23 protein-coding genes and 1 tRNA gene are annotated in these 16,130 nt (G+C 57.1%); all 24 read right to left on the bottom strand.

What is annotated here, in order from left to right; genetic code table 11:
* Positions 1-722: 722 nt before the first annotated feature.
* The 24 genes from DIC66_RS13775 to DIC66_RS13660 all read right to left on the bottom strand — a co-directional run bounded on the left by DIC66_RS13775 (position 723) and on the right by DIC66_RS13660 (position 16,126).
* Positions 723-1,355 carry a hypothetical protein gene (locus tag DIC66_RS13775; RefSeq protein ID WP_117178156.1) on the bottom strand — a complete coding sequence of 211 codons (633 nt, stop codon included), beginning with the start codon at positions 1,353-1,355 and terminating at the stop codon, positions 723-725.
* A gap of 3 nt (positions 1,356-1,358) precedes the next feature.
* A complete protein-coding gene (locus tag DIC66_RS13770; protein ID WP_117178154.1) occupies positions 1,359-2,621 on the bottom strand; it encodes an MFS transporter in 1,263 nt (420 codons plus the stop codon).
* 28 nt (positions 2,622-2,649) lie between these two features.
* Entirely contained in the window at positions 2,650-2,928 is a 279-nt protein-coding gene (locus tag DIC66_RS13765; RefSeq protein ID WP_117178152.1) for a hypothetical protein, read from the bottom strand.
* 263 nt (positions 2,929-3,191) lie between these two features.
* Positions 3,192-3,268 (bottom strand) — tRNA-Met (locus tag DIC66_RS13760).
* A gap of 18 nt (positions 3,269-3,286) precedes the next feature.
* Positions 3,287-3,685, bottom strand: coding sequence for a 50S ribosomal protein L17 (gene rplQ, locus DIC66_RS13755; protein ID WP_117178150.1), 399 nt, complete (start codon positions 3,683-3,685; stop codon positions 3,287-3,289).
* A 100-nt stretch (positions 3,686-3,785) separates the two neighbouring features.
* A complete protein-coding gene (locus tag DIC66_RS13750; RefSeq protein ID WP_117178148.1) occupies positions 3,786-4,775 on the bottom strand; it encodes a DNA-directed RNA polymerase subunit alpha in 990 nt (329 codons plus the stop codon).
* A gap of 107 nt (positions 4,776-4,882) precedes the next feature.
* Positions 4,883-5,506 (bottom strand): 30S ribosomal protein S4, encoded by a 624-nt coding sequence (rpsD, locus tag DIC66_RS13745; protein ID WP_117178145.1) that lies wholly within the window; start codon positions 5,504-5,506, stop codon positions 4,883-4,885.
* A gap of 82 nt (positions 5,507-5,588) precedes the next feature.
* Positions 5,589-5,993: a 30S ribosomal protein S11 gene (gene rpsK, locus DIC66_RS13740; protein WP_029706489.1), complete on the bottom strand. Its 405-nt coding sequence runs from the start codon at positions 5,991-5,993 to the stop codon at positions 5,589-5,591.
* 13 nt (positions 5,994-6,006) lie between these two features.
* Positions 6,007-6,372 (bottom strand): 30S ribosomal protein S13, encoded by a 366-nt coding sequence (gene rpsM, locus DIC66_RS13735; RefSeq protein ID WP_114972516.1) that lies wholly within the window; start codon positions 6,370-6,372, stop codon positions 6,007-6,009.
* Positions 6,373-6,396: 24 nt separating this feature from the next.
* Complete coding sequence (gene rpmJ / locus DIC66_RS13730) at positions 6,397-6,510, bottom strand: 50S ribosomal protein L36 (protein WP_012348927.1); 114 nt, start codon at positions 6,508-6,510, stop codon at positions 6,397-6,399.
* A 149-nt stretch (positions 6,511-6,659) separates the two neighbouring features.
* Positions 6,660-7,970 (bottom strand): preprotein translocase subunit SecY, encoded by a 1,311-nt coding sequence (gene secY, locus DIC66_RS13725; protein WP_117178143.1) that lies wholly within the window; start codon positions 7,968-7,970, stop codon positions 6,660-6,662.
* A 22-nt stretch (positions 7,971-7,992) separates the two neighbouring features.
* Positions 7,993-8,424, bottom strand: coding sequence for a 50S ribosomal protein L15 (gene rplO / locus DIC66_RS13720; protein WP_117178141.1), 432 nt, complete (start codon positions 8,422-8,424; stop codon positions 7,993-7,995).
* 10 nt (positions 8,425-8,434) lie between these two features.
* Positions 8,435-8,617: a 50S ribosomal protein L30 gene (gene rpmD / locus DIC66_RS13715; RefSeq protein WP_117178139.1), complete on the bottom strand. Its 183-nt coding sequence runs from the start codon at positions 8,615-8,617 to the stop codon at positions 8,435-8,437.
* 15 nt (positions 8,618-8,632) lie between these two features.
* Entirely contained in the window at positions 8,633-9,157 is a 525-nt protein-coding gene (gene rpsE / locus DIC66_RS13710) for a 30S ribosomal protein S5 (RefSeq protein WP_117178137.1), read from the bottom strand.
* Between the two features lie 17 nt (positions 9,158-9,174).
* Positions 9,175-9,540, bottom strand: coding sequence for a 50S ribosomal protein L18 (gene rplR, locus DIC66_RS13705; protein WP_117178135.1), 366 nt, complete (start codon positions 9,538-9,540; stop codon positions 9,175-9,177).
* An 11-nt stretch (positions 9,541-9,551) separates the two neighbouring features.
* Positions 9,552-10,085, bottom strand: coding sequence for a 50S ribosomal protein L6 (gene rplF / locus DIC66_RS13700; RefSeq protein WP_117178133.1), 534 nt, complete (start codon positions 10,083-10,085; stop codon positions 9,552-9,554).
* Positions 10,086-10,107: 22 nt separating this feature from the next.
* Positions 10,108-10,503 (bottom strand): 30S ribosomal protein S8, encoded by a 396-nt coding sequence (gene rpsH, locus DIC66_RS13695; RefSeq protein WP_117178132.1) that lies wholly within the window; start codon positions 10,501-10,503, stop codon positions 10,108-10,110.
* A 17-nt stretch (positions 10,504-10,520) separates the two neighbouring features.
* A complete protein-coding gene (gene rpsN / locus DIC66_RS13690; protein WP_117178130.1) occupies positions 10,521-10,826 on the bottom strand; it encodes a 30S ribosomal protein S14 in 306 nt (101 codons plus the stop codon).
* Between the two features lie 8 nt (positions 10,827-10,834).
* Entirely contained in the window at positions 10,835-11,374 is a 540-nt protein-coding gene (gene rplE, locus DIC66_RS13685) for a 50S ribosomal protein L5 (RefSeq protein WP_117178128.1), read from the bottom strand.
* A gap of 2 nt (positions 11,375-11,376) precedes the next feature.
* Entirely contained in the window at positions 11,377-11,697 is a 321-nt protein-coding gene (gene rplX / locus DIC66_RS13680) for a 50S ribosomal protein L24 (RefSeq protein WP_117178126.1), read from the bottom strand.
* A gap of 9 nt (positions 11,698-11,706) precedes the next feature.
* A complete protein-coding gene (gene rplN / locus DIC66_RS13675) occupies positions 11,707-12,075 on the bottom strand; it encodes a 50S ribosomal protein L14 (RefSeq protein WP_117178124.1) in 369 nt (122 codons plus the stop codon).
* Between the two features lie 201 nt (positions 12,076-12,276).
* Positions 12,277-13,884, bottom strand: coding sequence for a glycerol-3-phosphate dehydrogenase/oxidase (locus DIC66_RS13670; RefSeq protein ID WP_117178122.1), 1,608 nt, complete (start codon positions 13,882-13,884; stop codon positions 12,277-12,279).
* Between the two features lie 119 nt (positions 13,885-14,003).
* A complete protein-coding gene (locus DIC66_RS13665; RefSeq protein ID WP_117178120.1) occupies positions 14,004-15,734 on the bottom strand; it encodes an ABC transporter substrate-binding protein in 1,731 nt (576 codons plus the stop codon).
* Between the two features lie 83 nt (positions 15,735-15,817).
* Entirely contained in the window at positions 15,818-16,126 is a 309-nt protein-coding gene (locus DIC66_RS13660; RefSeq protein WP_117178119.1) for a DUF2160 domain-containing protein, read from the bottom strand.
* Between the last annotated feature and the right edge of the window lie 4 nt (positions 16,127-16,130).

Raw genomic sequence — 16,130 nt, 5'->3', positions numbered from 1 at the left:
CAGAATTCAATGGAATGCGCACTGAGGTCGAGCTTCCTATTTTTTTTCGCACTTCGGTGCGCAAACGTTTTGTGCCTTGCCGAGTAACTTGCGCGTCATGAGTTGGGTTCGAGGCCGGTGTTTGCCACACAGGAAACACGACATTGTCGCAGTGTGGGCATATTGGTTGGCGTCCCCAAATGGAGAGCCGGACACCTTGGCCTTGTAACGCAGGCCATCTTGAACAATCTGTGATTTCTTAACCGGGGTGCTCATTGTTTCTGTTCCTGTCGAATGGGCCTATCTCTCATCCTCGCCCTGGATGTTCACGTCGTCTTTCGTAGATACATTCCTCCACGTGTCAATGTCGGTAAAAATCAGTTTGCATCCCACGCATTGGTTCTCACCCGAGGGCTTCATGGTGCCGCTCTCATCACGCTTGATCACCGGCTTGTAACTGGTCGCGCCACATCGATGGCATTTGTTGATTGTTGTCATCGTCCGGGAACTTGTTTTCTATGAAATTGCATGTGCGCCCGATTGGCTGCATTTAAACTGTTTGGCCACCTGATCCGCTACCACAGGTCAATGTCAGCCCTTTCCACAGAACCTGTGTGCTGTTCTGGGGATAACTCTGGGACATATGTGGCAAACCCGCATGCCTATTGGCTTGGAGTAGCCTGCTTAAAAAGGATGCAGATCGTTTTTGTTTATTTTTCTTTTTTTGTTTGGCGGTTTCTTGCTCAGTGCTGCCATTTTTTCCTTGACTTTGCCGTGACTGGCATTTCGCCTCGCAGGCGCCGCAGATCATCTTCCGTCAGGTCTTCGCACTCCTCGTTGGTGCGTGAGTTCATGTTTACTTGTTGCGATGCATCCACGCGAGGAGCAGCCGGTTTTTCGAACTGGCGCACCTGCGGCTTGTTGGAGCGCGCTGGTGTTCGCTTCTCCTGTCTTGCCGGCTCTGGCTTGGCATTGATTGGCTCCCCAACAAATGGTTGCAAGTGGGCGAGCGTCCCGTCCACATCAAGCCTGTAATAGGCGCCTGTTGCAAGTTTGATCTTGATGGTGTTTGCGTCCAATGTAGCGTGACCCGAGGCAATATAGCCGCCGGTGTTGGTGGCATGGCCAAACAGCATGACCGTGCGTCCCCATTGCTCTCGCGGCACGCAGTCAAAGACGTTGGCCTCTTCTACATCGGGCATCTTCTCCACCAAAGTGAACTTGCCCTCAGTGGGTTCAAAGAAGAGCGCCGCACTGCCCTTCTTGAGGGTGATGGCACCTACCACTTCACTCCGCTGCACCCGGCTATCAAGCTCTGCCAAATAGAATTGTTGGAAGGCCTCAACGGCCGCAGGGGTTGGGTTGACGTGTTGCATGTGTTAAACCTTTCTTCGGTGTGTGCTCATCAAGCGGGCAAAGTTCTGGGAAACCAGTACGACCCCCACAGCGCCTATAAGGATCACGCCTTTGGTGCCAATGGTTGAAATCAAGGCCCCGCTCAGTGCGATACCTGCGGACTGGCCAATGAAGTACGAGGCGGCAAATGCAGCCACTGCGGCACCCCGGCGCTCCGGCGCCATTTGCGTGGCATTGATTTGCAAGGTGTTGTGAAGCATATAGAAGCCCAGCCCTGCGCAGAAACATGCCGGCACGTCCCACCACCAATTGTTCGATACTGCCACGGTTATGTAGGACACCGCCACCAAGAGACCACCCCATCGGCATAGCCCCGTCTCTCCAAGCCTGTGAACCAGGTAGTAGGCACTGACTGCGAACAGCAGCCCGCCCAGGCCGAAGAGCATAACAACCTGACCAGCCAACGCCAGCGAAATAGCATGCACTTGGTGGACATGTGTCACCATAAAGGCAAAGGATCCGAAAATGCATGCACCTTCAGCAAACACGGTGAGCAGCACTATCCGAGCCCAGGGGACGGCCAGTACCTGACCGAACTCCGAGATCATGCGCTGCAGTGCATTGCCTTGAGGTGGGTTGGTCTTTTTGGCCCCCAGGGGCAAGCGGCGGTTGATCCACAGAAGGTAGGCGCCAACCAGCGCGAAATACACAGCAATGGCCTCGAACGGCGTCCGCCAATGCAGGTGGTCAGCTGCATAGCCACCCAAAAGCACACCGCTGGACACACCCATCACCTGTCCAATCATAAACTTGGCAAGGATGGGTTGGCGTCGTTCGTACGACGTGACATCGCCAATCCAAGCCATAGCCAGCGGGATGATGGCCGCCGCTGATACACCGACCATAGCTCTGGCCACCAGCAAGAGCTCAAATGTTGGTGCCAAGGCGCATGTCGCAGTGGTCATCGCACATCCAATAGTGCCCCAAGCGATAACCCGGTACTTACCGAATCGGTCCCCCAGTGGTCCAAAAATCAGTTGCGAGAAGCCATAGGCGATGGCAAATACCGTGATGACCAAGGCTGCGTGTCCTAGGGTCAATGAGAACTCACTTGCTAGCCCTGGCAGCAGAGGGTCCGATACCCGCATTGATATTCCACTGCCGAATGCCGAGAGGGACAGCGCCAATAGGGCTCCACGGGGCAATTGAATCTCTACAGGAGGGGTGGCAGCTACAGTACCAGCAGGAGCCTTCAAACCTGATTTTAAGGTGGTTGCATGGCTCATGATGGTGGCCACGCAATAACAGCGGTGATCAATTCAGTCGCTGCCCCTGGGATTTGAGTTCCTCCATCAGAGCATCTGGCGCACCGCCTTCAGCCAAATGGCTCTTGTACCAGAGCGTCAGAATGCTGGTGATTACCGGGCCGGGGTTTTGTAGAACCTTGTGAAAGTTCAGACCGTTGATACTGCAAATCAATTTCACGAGGTCCATGTCCAGATCGATGGCGTCATCATCGCAACGACGCACCTTGAGGTCGGCGAACGAATATCCCTCAGGGAGTTTCAAAGTAAGGACTGAATCGGTTGGCATGGTCGACAAGTCTGATTTGCAAAAATGATTTGAGTAGCTACCGGCATACACGGGCGCTCCTGACGAAATGGCGGCTTCGTGCGGGATTTCAACCCGATGGTCTGATTCGTAGTCTATGAAATTGACTGATTCCCAATGGTCACAACTCAATTCCACAAAAATGCCTAGGCTACGGAAGGGCTACAGTTGGGCTATGGATGGGCTACAAACAAAAAAGGCCCACTTTCGTGAGCCCTTACTGCTGCGGTTTACCGCATGCTTATTGGTTGCGCGAGAAGGATTTGAACCTCCGACCTTTGGGTTATGAGCCCAACGAGCTACCAGACTGCTCCATCGCGCGGTAAGCTATAAGTATACCTTATTCTGCAGCGATTTGCGCAGCTTCTTCAACAGAAGTTTCAGCACGGTCCACCAATTCGACCAAAGCCATGGGCGCGTTGTCACCGACGCGGAAACCCATCTTCAGAATACGGGTGTAACCACCGGGACGTGCATTGAAGCGGGGGCCCAGGTCGTTGAAGAGTTTGGTGACACTGTCACGGTCGCGCAGGCGGTCAAACGCCAGACGGCGGTTGGCAACGGTGGCAACCTTGGCCAGGGTGATCATGGGTTCGATCACGCGGCGCAGTTCTTTGGCCTTGGGCACTGTGGTCTTGATGACTTCATGCTCGATGAGCGAGTTCATCATGTTGCGCAGCATCGCCAGGCGGTGCGATGTGGTGCGATTGAGTTTACGTAGTCCGAGTCCGTGGCGCATGGTATTTCCTTCAGTTATGTGCGGGCAGCCGTATCAGGTACTGCCCGTGGCGCATTGCCTTTTCAGGCAATTATTTATTTACTATTTTTTCAAGAAGCGATTAACGCTTCTCGAGTGCGGCCGGTGGCCAGCTCTCGAGCTTCATGCCCAAGGTCAGTCCACGGGAAGCCAGCACTTCCTTGATTTCATTGAGCGACTTGCGACCCAGGTTGGGGGTCTTGAGCAACTCGTTTTCGGTGCGCTGAATCAGGTCACCGATGTAGTAGATGTTCTCGGCCTTCAGGCAGTTGGCAGAACGAACCGTGAGTTCGAGCTCGTCCACAGGACGCAGCAGGATCGGGTCGAATTGCGTATTGCCACGCGGTGCCGGTGCATCGAAAGCGGCGAGTTCGCTGCCTTCGAGTTGCGCAAACACTGCGAGCTGTTCCACCAGAATCTTGGCCGAGGCGCGCACTGCATCTTCTGCAGACACGGCACCGTTGGTTTCAATTTCGACGACCAGCTTGTCCAGATCGGTACGCTGCTCAACGCGGGCGCTTTCCACCGTGTAGCTCACGCGCTTGACGGGCGAGAACGAGGCGTCCAGCACAATACGGCCGATCGACTTGTTGGGCTCGTCCGCATGGCGGCGCATGGTACCGGGCACGTAGCCACGGCCTTTTTCAACCTTGATCTGCATGTCCAGCTTGCCGCCGTGCGACAGGTTGGCAATGACGTGACCGGGGTTGATGATTTCCACATCGTGCGGGGTCTGGATGTCAGCGGCAGTCACAACACCTTCTGCGTCCTTGCGCAGGCTCAGGGTGACTTCTTCGCGGTTGTGCAGCTTGAAGACCACACCCTTCAGATTCAGCAGGATGTTGACCACATCTTCTTGCACGCCATCAATGGAGGAGTACTCGTGGAGCACGCCGGCGATGGTGACTTCAGTTGCTGCAAATCCGGGCATGGACGACAGCAAAACGCGACGCAGCGCGTTACCCAGGGTGTGACCGTAACCACGCTCAAAAGGCTCCAGAGCCACTTTGGCACGGTTGGTACCGAGCTGTTCTACGCTAATCGATTTTGGTTTCAGCAAACTATTCTGCATGCAGACTTCCTCTCAATACCCCCGACTCGTTACATCGGTAAGGCTGGTGAAGCACCCCAACACAGGGCAGGCCTGCGTCAGGGAACGAATTCAAATATTCAAACGAATTAACGTGAATACAACTCAACGATCATCGACTCGTTGATGTCGGCCGCGAACTGGTCACGGTCAGGCACAGACTTGAACACGCCTTCGGCCTTTTCAGCATTGACTTCCACCCAGGCTGGCATGCCAACTTGTGCGGCCAGTTGCAGGGCTTCCACCACGCGGTTCTGCTTCTTGGACTTTTCGCGCAGAGCGATCACGTCACCGGCCTTGACCATGTACGACGGGATGTTCACGGAATTGCCGTTCACGGTGATAGCCTTGTGCGACACCAGCTGACGTGCTTCAGCACGTGTGGAGCCAAAGCCCATGCGGTAGACCACGTTGTCCAGGCGGCATTCCAGGAGGAACAGCAGGTTGGCGCCGGTGTTGCCACGGCGACGGTCAGCTTCCTGGAAATAGCGGCGGAACTGACGCTCCAGCACGCCGTACATGCGCTTTACTTTTTGCTTTTCGCGCAACTGGATACCGTAGTCAGACGTACGGGCACCGGAGGTGCGACCGTGCTGGCCTGGCTTGGAGTCGAACTTGGCCTTGTCACCGATGGAGCGGCGTGCGCTCTTCAGAAACAGGTCAGTGCCTTCACGGCGGGAGAGTTTGGCCTTGGGGCCTAGGTAACGTGCCACTTGAACTTCCTTTTATGTCATCTGCCGCACGGAAATGCGGGAGCCACCATCCGAAGATGGTGGCGGTGGGCTTGTGAATGAATTAGATGCGACGACGCTTCTGTGGGCGGCAGCCGTTGTGCGGCACCGGTGTCACGTCAGCAATCATGTTGATGCGAATACCAAGGGCGGCCAGGGCGCGCACCGAGGATTCACGGCCAGGACCAGGACCCTTGATTTCGACATCGAGGTTCTTGATACCTTGCTCAAGTGCTGCACGACCAGCCACTTCGGAAGCAACCTGGGCTGCGAACGGAGTGGACTTGCGAGAGCCCTTGAAACCTTGACCACCAGACGATGCCCACGACAAGGCATTGCCCTGGCGATCGGTGATGGTGATGATGGTGTTGTTGAACGAAGCGTGCACGTGTGCAATGCCGTCTGCAACATTCTTGCGGACTTTCTTGCGGACGCGTTGCGCTGCGTTATTGGCGGGTGCTTTTGCCATGGTTCTCTATCCCTTATTTCTTCAAGGATGCAGCAGCCTTACGGGGGCCTTTGCGTGTACGTGCGTTGGTGCGCGTGCGCTGACCACGCATGGGCAGACCGCGGCGATGGCGGAATCCACGGTAGCAACCGATGTCCATCAAACGCTTGATGTTCATGGTTGTTTCGCGGCGCAGGTCACCTTCGATGGTGAACTGGGCGATTTGATCGCGAATTTTTTCCAAATCCGAGTCGGTCAAATCCTTGACCTTCTTGGAATAAGCGATGCCACAAGCTTCGCAGATTTTGCGAGCGCGGGTGCGACCGATTCCAAAGATGGCGGTGAGGCCAATTTCAGAATGCTGTTGCGGCGGAATATTGATGCCAGCGATACGTGCCATTTTCGTCCTCTAAAACTCTTGCAATTAACCCTGACGCTGCTTGTGACGCGGATCAGTACAGATCACACGCACAACGCCCTTGCGTCGGATAATTTTGCAGTTACGGCAAATTTTCTTGACCGAAGCCGAAACTTTCATATTTCTCTCCTAAAAACCTTCGCCATGTTCCGACTTTGAATCGCGCGGAACCTGCGCTAAAACTTGACTCACAAGACGCGGCCATCACAGCTGCGTCTCACCATTTACTCTGTCACCCGGAAGAATCCGTTTGATCCCCACCCCCTGCATCAAGACGACTTGAAGTTCGCCTTCTTCAGCAGAGAGTCATATTGCTGGGACATCAGGTAATTCTGAACCTGGGCCATGAAGTCCATGGTGACCACCACAATAATCAGAAGCGACGTTCCACCGAAGTAGAACGGCACGTTGTATTTCAAAATCAGGAACTCGGGCAGCAAACACACGAATGTGATGTACACAGCACCGGCCAGCGTCAGACGCAACAGGATCTTGTCGATGTATTTCGCGGTCTGGTCACCAGGACGGATACCGGGAATAAACGCGCCACTCTTCTTCAGGTTGTCTGCTGTCTCACGGCTGTTGAATACCAACGCGGTGTAGAAGAAGCAGAAGAACACGATTGCAGCGGCATACAACATCACATACACGGGCTGACCGGGGCTCAAGGTGCTGGATATATCTTTCAACCAGCGCATGGAGTCACCGGTACTGAACCAGTTCGCCACCGTTGCGGGAAGCAGGATTATAGAGGATGCGAAGATGGGAGGAATCACACCTGCCATGTTCAGCTTCAGGGGCAGATGCGAGGACTGACCACCGTAGACCTTGTTGCCAACCTGCCTGCGGGCATAGTTGACCAGGATCTTGCGTTGACCGCGCTCCACAAACACCACGAAGTAGGTGACTGCAGCCACCAGCACCAGGATCAGCAGCGACACGATGATGCTCATGGCGCCGGTACGAACCAGTTCCAGCAAGCCACCGATGGCGTTGGGCAGACCTGCCGCAATACCACCGAAGATCAGGATCGAGATACCGTTGCCCAGACCGCGCTCGGTGATCTGCTCACCCAGCCACATCAGGAACATGGTGCCCGCCGTGAGGGTGACAACCGATGTCAGGCGAAATCCAAAGCCAGGAGAAATCACCAAGCCAGCCGAAGATTCCAGCGCTACCGCAATGCCCAGAGACTGGAACAGTGCCAGGCCAAGCGTGCCGTACCGTGTGATCTGTGTGATCTTGCGACGACCCGCTTCGCCTTCCTTCTTCATCTGCTCGAAGGTGGGCACAACATAGGTCAGCAGTTGCATGATGATCGATGCCGAGATGTACGGCATGATTCCCAATGCAAAGATCGTGAAACGTGACAGGGCTCCGCCAGAGAACATATTGAACAGGCTCAATATGCCGCCCTGCTGGCCCTTGAAGAGTTGCTGCAACTGGGCGGGGTCGATGCCGGGCACAGGAATATGTGCGCCGACACGGTACACCACCAGCGCCAGCAGCAAGAAGACGAGGCGGCGACGCAAGTCACCGAACTTGCCTGTCTTTGCGATATCAGCAGCGCTAGTTGCCACGTTGTTTTCTTTCAGTCAGCAATTAAGCAACGCTGCCGCCGGCAGCTTCGATAGCAGCCTTGGCACCAGCAGTAGCACCGAGACCGGTGACCTTGATGGCCTTGGTCAAAGCGCCGGTGTTGATCACCTTGACGACCTTGATCTTCTGGCTCACGGCGCCGGCTTGCTTCAATGTCAGCAGATCGACTTCGGCAACGCCCAGGGCTTCCAGGGCTGTCAAAGTGATTTCGTCATTGAATTGCAGCAAATGCGATTTGAAACCGCGCTTGGGCAAGCGACGGTGCATAGGCATTTGACCGCCTTCAAAGCCGACTGCTGGTCCGCCGCCCGAACGCGACTTCTGACCCTTGTGACCACGACCGGCGGTTTTACCCAGACCGGAGCCAATGCCGCGACCGACGCGACGCTTGGCGTGTTTTGCACCCGCTGCGGGCTTGATGTCATTGAGTTCCATCATGAATCCCTTAGAGAACCTTGACCAGGTATGCGATCTTGTTGATCATGCCGCGCACTTCAGGAGAGTCCTTGAGTTCGCTGACGCTGTTGAGCTTGCGCAGGCCCAGACCACGCACGGTGGCGCGGTGTGATTCCTGGCAGCCAATGGGGCTACGCACCAATTGGACTTTGACGGTTTGTTGTGTTGTCATGATTGGAATCCCCGATTAAACGAAGAGTTCTTCAACAGTCTTGCCACGCTTGGCAGCCACAGCAGCCGGTGTCGTAGACACAGACAGGGCATCCAGAGTCGCACGGACCATGTTGTAGGGATTGGACGAACCATGGCTCTTGGCCACGATGTCGGTGATACCAACCACTTCGAAGACAGCGCGCATGGGGCCGCCTGCAATGATGCCGGTACCCTTGGGAGCCGGTGCCATCATGACGCTGGCAGCGCCGTGGCGACCCATCACCTTGTGGTGAATGGTGCCGTTCTTGAGAGAGACGGTCAGCATGTTGCGACGGGCTTCTTCCATGGCCTTCTGCACAGCAGCCGGAACTTCCTTGGATTTACCCTTGCCCATACCGATGCGGCCATCGCCATCACCCACGACGGTCAGTGCAGCGAAGCCGAGAATACGACCACCCTTCACAACCTTGGTGACGCGGTTGATCGCGATCATCTTCTCGCGCAGACCGTCCTCAGGACCCTCGGCCTTACCTTGCATTTTTGCTTGAACTTTAGCCATACTGATTTCCGATCTGCTTAGAACTGCAAGCCAGCCGCGCGTGCGGCATCAGCCAACGCTTTGACTCGGCCGTGGTACGCAAAACCTGCGCGGTCAAATGCCACTTTTTCGACGCCAGCAGCCTTGGCCTTTTCAGCCACGCGCTTGCCGATCAATTCTGCTGCGGCAACATTGCCGCCCTTGCCAGCTGCACCCAGTGCGGTACGCACTTCGGCTTCGGCTGTAGAGGCCGTTGCAATCACCTTGCCGCCGTCGCCAGAGATGACGGATGCGTAGATGTGCAAATTGGTGCGGTTCACGGTCAGACGGGCAACGCCTTGTGTGGCGATGCGGATACGCGTCTGACGGGCCCGGCGAAGACGCTGCTCTTTTTTGGTCAACATGGTGCAGCTCCTTATTTCTTCTTGGTTTCTTTGATCGTGATCTTTTCGTCCGAGTAACGGATACCCTTGCCCTTGTAAGGCTCTGGAGGACGAACAGCACGGATCTCAGCAGCAATCTGGCCAACGCGCTGACGGTCAGCGCCCTTGATCAGGATTTCTGTGGGGGTGGGGGTAGCCACCGTTATGCCAGCAGGCATATCGATGTTCACCGGATGGGAGTAACCCACCACCAGGTTCAACTTGGTACCTGCGGCAGAGGCCTTATAGCCCACGCCGATCAGGTTGAGCTTCTTCTCGAAGCCCTTGGTCACGCCGACCACCATGTTGTTGACCAGTTGACGCATGGTGCCGGTCATGGCATCTGCTTCACGGGAGTCGTTGGCAGGAGCAAAGTTGAGTTTGCCTGCGTCGTTAGCCATGGTCACCAGGCTGTTGAGTGTCAGCTGCAGGGCGCCGCCAGTGCCTTTGACACTGACCAGACCTGCATTGAAAGACACATCCACACCGGCGGGGATCATGACTGGAAGTTTGCCTACACGGGACATTTTGAATACTCCTCTATGTGGCTTAAGCGACGTAGCAGAGCACTTCGCCACCGACACCGGTAGCGCGCGCTTTGCGATCAGTCATCACGCCCTTGGGCGTTGTAACGATGGCCACACCGAGTCCGTTCTGGACCTGGGGGATGGCATCGCTGCCACGGTAAACGCGCAGGCCGGGACGGCTCACACGCTCAATACGTTCGATCACAGGGCGACCGGCGTAATATTTCAGGGCGATAACGAGTTCAGATTTGCCGCCTTCAGCAACAACCTTGTAACCGTCGATATAACCTTCTTCTTGCAGCACGGCTGCAATGGCAATCTTCACTTTGGAAGAGGGGATGGAGACCGAAGTCTTTGCCACCATTTGCGCATTGCGAATACGTGTCAACAAGTCGGCGATGGGATCACTCATGCTCATATTGGTTCTCCTGTCGCTTACCAGCTGGCCTTGACGATGCCGGGGATTTCACCAGCAAAGGCCATTTCACGAATCTTTGCGCGTGCCAGACCGAAGTGCTGGAACGTGCCACGGGGGCGACCGGTGATGGAACAACGGTTGCGCTGACGCGTGGGGTTCGCGTTGCGGGGCAGCTTTTGCAGACCCAGACGGGCAGCAGCGCGCTCGTCATCGGTACGCTTAGCGTCGGTAGAGATGGCCTTCAGTTCCGCATATTTCTTTGCGTACTTTGCAGCCAGCTTGTCACGTTTGAGCTCGCGCTCGATTAATGCCATTTTTGCCACAGGTCGCCTCAGTTCTTGAAGGGGAAACGGAATGCCGCGAGCAGTGCCTTGCACTCTTCGTCAGTCTTGGCCGTCGTGGTGATGCTGATATTGAGACCGCGCAAGGCATCGACCTTGTCGTATTCAATTTCAGGGAAAATGATCTGCTCTTTGACGCCGATGTTGTAGTTGCCGCGGCCATCAAAGGCGCGACCGGAGATACCACGGAAGTCACGCACGCGGGGCAGAGCCACGGTGACGAAACGGTCCAGGAACTCAAACATCTGCACGCCGCGCAGGGTCACCATGCAACCAATGGCCTGGCCTTCGCGGATCTTGAATCCGGCGATAGCCTTTTTGGACTTGGTCACCACAGGCTTCTGGCCTGCAATCTTGGTCAGGTCGGAGACAGCGTTGTCCATGACCTTCTTGTCGGCAACCGCTTCGCTCACACCCATGTTCAGGGTGATCTTGGTGAAACGGGGCACTTGCATGGCCGACTTGTAACCAAACTTGGTCATCAGTTCAGGCGCCACTTTGTCGCGGTAGATTTCTTGAAGACGTGCCATGCTTATGCTGCCTTGATTTCTTCGCCGCTGGACTTGAAAACGCGAACGCGTTTGCCGTCAGCAAGCAACTTGATACCAACACGGTCAGCCTTGCCCGTGGCAGCGTTGAAAATCGCTACGTTGGACTGGTGAATAGGCATGGTCTTTTCGACGATGCCGCCGGTGGCGCCCTTGAGAGGGTTGGGCTTGGTGTGTTTCTTCACCAGGTTGATGCCCTCTACGACTACGTGCGAGTCATCCTTGCGCAGCGCGATCTTGCCGCGCTTGCCCTTATCGCGTCCTGCGATAACGATGACTTCGTCGCCCTTGCGAATCTTGTTCATGGCGTGTCCTTACAAAACTTCAGGAGCCAGGGACACGATCTTCATGAACTTCTCGGTACGCAGTTCACGCGTCACGGGTCCAAAGATGCGGGTGCCGATAGGCTCCAACTTGGCGTTGAGCAACACTGCTGCGTTGCCGTCGAATTTCACCAAAGAACCATCGCTGCGGCGGATGCCCTTGGCGGTGCGAACCACAACAGCGCTATAGACCTCGCCTTTTTTGACGCGGCCGCGCGGAGCAGCTTCTTTGATGCTAACTTTGATGATGTCGCCAACACTGGCGTAACGACGCTTAGAACCGCCCAGCACCTTGATGCAGAGAACGGACTTAGCGCCAGTGTTGTCGGCGACTTCCAGTCGAGATTCAGTTTGGATCATTTCAATTATTCCCAACTTGCACCTGCTGCACCAATCTGCACCTACCTCTGTAGGGTGGCAGACCAACACATCAAGTCAGTCTTGGGCCCGCTGTCCACCGCTCAAACCACTCGAGCGACTTCCATTTGGGCAGAAACTTCATACTTTTTCAAGCGAAGCCCACTATTATGCCCCGCATTACAGGGCCGGTCAACATTCTTTTCAGGGAATTTGCAGATACTGGGCTGCTAGCTGGGCAAATGCGGCCATCTGAGGGTCCAGGCCAGTCTCTTCCTGCAAGATGCCGGCCACCCGCGGGGCCAACTCTGCGGCCAGACGGGCATCCAGGAACAACAAGCGGGAGCGGCGCGCCAGCATGTCTTCCACGGTGACAGCGTATTCATAACGCGCTGCGAAGCGCACCATCGCCTCGCTCAAACCCGGGGTCAGCCAGACAGCGGCCCCGGGCAATGCTTCCAGCAGGGATTTCTCGCTGCCATAGGAATGCGCACCTTCCGTTTGGCTGACCGAAACCGGTGCCACGCCCGCCACCGCATCGGCCCCCACCAGCAACAAGTCGTTGGTCTGCCCGGCAGGTCGGCGCTCCACCAGCCCCTTGTCGGCACATTGCTGCAGCACGTCTTCGGCCATGGCGCGGTAGGTAGTCCATTTGCCGCCTGTGACCGTCACCAGCCCGCTGCGGCTGACGATGACCGTGTGTTCGCGGCTCAGGGCTTTGGTGCTTTCACCATCGTCGTCCTGTGGCTTCACCAAGGGGCGCAGACCCACCCAGATGCTCTTCACATCGGCGCGGGTCGGTGCCCGGGTGAGATAGCGCGCCGACTCCTTCAATATGAACGCCACTTCCTCGGCAAAGGGCTGTGGCTCGCGCGCCAGGTCGTTGCGCGGGGTGTCGGTCGTGCCCAGGATGACCTTGCCCAACCAGGGCACGGCAAACAGCACCCGGCCGTCCGAGGTCTTGGGCACCATCAGGGCCGTATCAGACTCCAGAAAGCTGCGGTCCACCACAATGTGTACGCCCTGGCTGGGCGCCACCATGGGTTTGATGGTGCGCCCGCCGCTGGCGCTGTGGGCCTCGCCATCCATTTCGCGTAAAGAATCCACCCAGACGCCGGCGGCATTGACGACGCAGCGGGCCCGCACCGGGTAGCTGTGCCCGGTGAGGGTGTCCTGGGCCTGCAGGCCGCTGACTTTTCCGCCTTCATAGAGAAGACCGGTCACCGCGCAGTAGTTGACCAGCAGCGCACCGCGGATTGCTGCGCTGCGCGCCAGGGCCAAGGCCAGGCGGGCGTCGTTGAATTGGCCGTCCCAGTACTGCACGCCACCCTTGAGGCCTTGCGTGCGCACAGTGGGCAGTGCCGTGGATGTGGCCTGCGGCCCCAAAAACCGCGTCTTGCCCAGACCGGCCTTGCCGGCCAACAGGTCATACAGGGTCAAGCCGATGCCGTAGAACGGCGCTTCCCACCATTGGTAGGCTGGCACCACAAAGGCCAGCGGTTGCGCCAGGTGGGGGGCGTTATGCAACAGGGTGGTGCGCTCGTGCAGAGCTTCACGCACCAACGAAATATTTCCTTGTGCCAGGTAGCGCACACCGCCATGCACCAGCTTGGTAGCACGCGACGAAGTTCCTTTGGCAAAATCATGGGACTCCAGCAGCACCACGCTCAAGCCCCGTGCTGCGGCGTCCAGCGCCACGCCCAAACCGGTGGCACCACCGCCGACGATGGCAAGGTCGTAGACCCGCTCCTCGGCCAAGCGCGTCAGCAGGTCCTTACGCGTTGTTCGCAGAGCTTGCTCGGTGTTGGCCATATCGAATTCGCATTTCAGTAGTTCAAAAGAATGGGCGGAACCTGTCCAAGGCCCCGCACAGGGCGGCGGCGGCGCACATGCGCCACCGCCGCACCCCTGGTCAGCTAACGCTGACGCAATTAACGTACCTTGCCAGCCTTCCACGCGTTGAGCAGCGTGTCATAGGCAATGGTGGCACCCTTGGGCTTCTCATTGGCCAGCTTCTTCCAAGGCGCACCCTTGTCGCTCAGCCACTTGTCGGGGCTGCTCTTGGCATTGAGCTTGGGTGGGCACACGGCCATGCCGGAGCGCTCCAGGCGACCCATCACGCCGTCCATCTCTTCAGCCAGGTTGTCCATGGCTGCCTGTGGCGTCTTCTCACCGGTGACTGCGACGGCCACGTTCTTCCACCACAGCTGCGCCAGCTTGGGGTAGTCAGGCACGTTGGTACCGGTAGGCGTCCAGGCCACGCGTGCCGGGCTGCGGTAGAACTCCACCAAGCCACCCAGCTTGGGGGCCATGTCGGTCATGGCCTTGGACTGGATGTCGGACTCGCGGATAGGTGTCAGGCCCACGATGGTCTTCTTCAGCGACGTGGTCTTGGCGGTCACAAACTGGGCGTACAGCCAGGCGGCAGCCACCTTGTTGGCATCGTGGTCCTTGAAGAAGGTCCAGGAGCCCACGTCCTGGTAGCCGTTTTGCATGCCCTGCTTCCAGTACGGGCCGTTGGGGCCGGGGGCCATGCGCCACTTGGGCGTGCCGTCGGCATTCACCACGGGCAGGCCGGGCTTGATCATGTCGGCGGTAAAGGCGGTGTACCAGAAGATCTGCTGGGCGATCTGGCCCTGGGCGGGCACAGGGCCGGCTTCGCCAAAGGTCATGCCGATGGCTTCCTTGGGCGAGTACTTCTTCATCCAGTCGATGTACTTGGTCAAAGCGTACACGGCAGCTGGGGAGTTGGTTGCGCCGCCACGCGACACGGAGGCGCCCTGGGGTGTGCAACCGTCAGCCGAGGCGCGGATGCCCCACTCGTCCACCGGCTTGCCGTTGGGGATGCCGATGTCGGCAGTACCGGCCATGGACAGCCAGGCATCGGTAAAGCGCCAGCCCAGCGAGGGGTCCTTTTTGCCGTAGTCCATGTGGCCATAGATAGGCTTGCCGTCGATGGTCTTGACGTCTTCGCTGAAGAAGGCGGCGATATCCTCATAGGCGCTCCAGTTCAGCGGCACACCCAGGTCGTAGCCGTACTTGGCCTTGAACTTGGCCTTGAGCTCGGGCTTTTCGAACAGGTCGGCGCGGAACCAGTACAGGTTGGCGAACTGCTGATCGGGCAACTGGTAGAGCTTGCCGTCTGGTGCCGTGGTGAAGCTGGTGCCAATGAAATCCTTGATGTCGATGCCGGGGTTGGTCCACTCTTTTCCATTGCCCGCCATGTAGTCGGTCAGATTCATGATCTTGCCGTAGCGGTAGTGGGTGCCGATCAGGTCCGAGTCGGTGATCCAGCCGTCATAAATGGACTTGCCGGACTGCATGGAAGTCTGCAGCTTCTCCACCACATCGCCCTCGCCGATCAGGTCATGCTTGACCTTGATGCCGGTGATTTCCTCAAACGCTTTTGCCAGGGTTTTGGACTCGTACTCATGCGTGGCAATGGTTTCCGAGACCACGGAGATTTCTTTCACGCCCTTGGCCTGCAGCTTTTGGGCGGCGTCGATAAACCATTTCAGCTCGGCAGTTTGCTGCGCCTTGCTCAGCGTGGATGGCTGGAACTCGCTGTCGATCCATTTTTTGGCAGCGGCTTCGTCGGCCCAAGCCTGGGTACCCAGGGTGCAGGCCATGGCAACGGCCAGTACGGAATACTTCAGTTTCATTGTCAATCTCCTCGTTTTGTGAAAACCCCTGTGTGTCAACTGCAGCAGCTCCAGGGGGATAAGAGCCGCTGCTTAGGAAAACTTCAACCCTTGCGCATCACCAGGCCCAGCAAGGCCATGGACAGCACAAAGCTGATCCAGATGGAGGGCTCGGCCTCCAGGCTCAGCCACTCGGTCAGCCGCCCGCTGATACCGACAAAGGCCAGGTTTACATAGGCCGCACTCAGCAGCCCGATAAACAGGCGGTCACCGCGCGTGGTCTCCATGGGCAGGAAGCCCTTGCGCAGAGTGGTAGGGGATTTGATCTCCCACACCGTCATACCCACCAGCATCAAGGCAATGCAGCTAAAAAATACGGCCACCGGCGTGGTCCAGGCCATCCATTCAAACATCGTG

Source organism: Rhodoferax lacus (assembly GCF_003415675.1).
GTDB lineage: Bacteria > Pseudomonadota > Gammaproteobacteria > Burkholderiales > Burkholderiaceae_C > Allorhodoferax > Allorhodoferax lacus.
Note: the sequence above shows the minus strand (reverse complement) of the source record. Positions and strands in the feature narration are given on the sequence as shown.